Raw genomic sequence first — 2,554 nt, forward strand, 5'->3', positions numbered from 1 at the left:
AAGCTAGAAAACATGGCATTTACCGTTCAATTCAAACTCGACTTAGCTGATAAAAACTCACTTTGCCTAACGCCCGGCTAAGGGGTTGACAACGCACCACCGAACTTAAAAAACACACTGTAAACACTGAACTTCAATTTTGTACTAAAGCCGCCACGCGTTGGCAATCCCTCTTGAGCCGTTTGTTAGGCCAACCGATTGACAATGATACTTTCAAAACCCAAGAACAAAGCTTTTTGTAAAATTGAAAGACACTAATCGATTCATTTATAAACCAAAATTTCAAATCAGCAAAGAAACAAAAAACTCAAATTGAGCGATTTGGAAGAAAAGTGACGAGCGTAGCATGCTCGGCGGACGTTTGGGTGCTGAAGGTTATTTTGCCGCTAAACTCACAACGAAAAGCAACTCAACGCGATCAAGAAACAACAAATATGTGATGATTATTTATTGCTTAATTTAAGCCAGAAAACATAGAATTTACCGTTCAATTCCAACTCGATTTAGCTGATAAAAACTCACTTTGCCTAACGCCCGGCTAAGGGGTTGACAACGCACCACCGGACTCAAAAAACACACTGTAAACACTGAACTTCAATTTTGCACTAAAGCCGCCACGCGTTGGCAATCCCTCTTGAGCCGTTTGTTATGCCTTATATTGCTCCAAATATACAGAATCATCACTATCAAAAATTATTTTATTAAGATCCGACTTACGCTTGTCGGATCTAAAATATAAACATCCGAAAACGATAGAGATTACGCCAAGCAATATAATGGCTGAATATGCTCCGACAGGCACACTTTGACTAAATGCAATATTTCCAAGCATACCTAAACAAGCACCTAAAAAAACAGATGCAAGTGTAAGAAATACATTTATGTCATTATTGCATTCAGACAAACGTTCTAATGAGTCCGCAGAAACGAGTTGCACCTCCATGTTCTTAGGTGATGGGATTTTAATAGGAGCAGCCAAAGCTTTACTTTGAGTTTCTACGCGTTCGAGAGCTTTTTTTAACTCTTGAATTTTTAAATCTTCTGTAGAGTTTAAAGATTTAAGCGTAGTTTTTATTGAATCAATATCTTTAGATAATTGCGAAATATCTCTATCGGTAGACGGCTCGATTACTGACTCTATTTTATTCTTACGCTTAGGATTATTTTCATACCAAATCGATTCAAATAATCTATTTTCTTTTTCTGATAATCCGTCATGGAATCCAAATTGGTCAAGTATACGTTTTAGGTGTGGCTCATTCATTGAGCAACCGTCTCTTGCCAAGCTTTCAAGGATCTTGATAAGCAGGTCACGATCAACTTGTTCTTGTGTTGGATTTACAGCAAAAAGCTCAAAGTGTTCCTCTATAGATTTTGATTTAGGTTTAGCTCCTTCTAGAGCTTTTTGTATTTTTTCTAACATCACATCCAATCTCATTATATTTTATAAGGCATAACGCCGCGTTAAGTGGTGAGCAACGCGACCACAATCCTAAACCATTGTGCCTTAAACACAAAACTCAACCTAGATCCGAAACTCCCAAGCGTTGGGAATCCGTCTTAAACGCCTAGTTAGCTGCTGCACTTTCGCTAGCAAATTACGCCAAAATACCTAATTTGAAACACATTATTGCTTTCAAACGGCAATGTAAAACGGACAGCTGTGAAATTAAAAGCTAATCCACGAAATGCGCTTGGCAAAGAAGAAATGACCGAGAAAATCCCCATTCCTAAGCATGGTAATTTGCAAAGAATTCTATCGGAAAAGCCAACGACAGTGCACACGAAACGAATTTAGGCATTCATAAATTTCAACAACAAAGAAACCGCACCAACGAACTTAACAAACACAACATTTCCCGTAAGCAGACTTCGTTAAGTTCAAACACTTCCCGAAAAGTGCCACTGGCGAGATAGTTGAAAAGCTGAGATTTGTCCGGTGTGTAGCTAGAAAACCCAAAGCCTTCCCCCCCTAAATTCACAGCTTTTCTTAACCCCAGCTAACGCCCGGCTAAGGGGTTGACAACGCGCCGCCGAACTTAAAAAACACACTGTAAACGCTGAACTGCAATTTTGCACTAAAGTCGCCAAGCGTTGGCAATCCCTCTTGAGCCGTTTGTTATGCAAATTCAATAAGATAAACTGACTTTACTCGACCAAAAGCCGCAATTGCAAAGGTTGAGTGATTCAAGAATCAACCCAAGTAAGAACTGCGATAAATAAGCTGCCAAAACAAAGTCCACCTTTCGACAACAAACCAAGTTTTTGGATCAGGCAAACTCAACGAGCGAAAACTTCAGCAAGTACAAAATGCTCGATAAACTTACCCTTTCCACACTTTGCACCTGCTAAATTCACAACACGCCAGCGCTAAAACTGATTGAGGCAAACAAAGAAACTTGTCTGTTTTACGGTTTGAGTTAACCACGAATTTGAGGGTGAAAGTGCTCATTTGCCGACAACATAAAACGAACAGCCGGAGAAATCCCAAAAGATTGAACTCCTAAATTTACCTGAGTTGCATAACGCCCGGCTAAGGGGTTGACAACGCACC

At 39.7% G+C, this 2,554-nt stretch carries 1 protein-coding gene; it reads right to left on the reverse strand.

Features of this window, described 5'->3' with window-relative positions:
• Positions 1–646: 646 nt before the first annotated feature.
• The gene (locus AACT23_RS15065) at positions 647–1,426 is read right to left on the reverse strand and encodes a hypothetical protein (RefSeq protein ID WP_141195549.1); all 780 of its coding nucleotides are present in this window, start codon (positions 1,424–1,426) and stop codon (positions 647–649) included.
• Positions 1,427–2,554: the final 1,128 nt, after the last annotated feature.

Source organism: Vibrio sp. V09_P4A23P171 (genome assembly GCF_963875615.1).
GTDB lineage: Bacteria > Pseudomonadota > Gammaproteobacteria > Enterobacterales > Vibrionaceae > Vibrio > Vibrio anguillarum.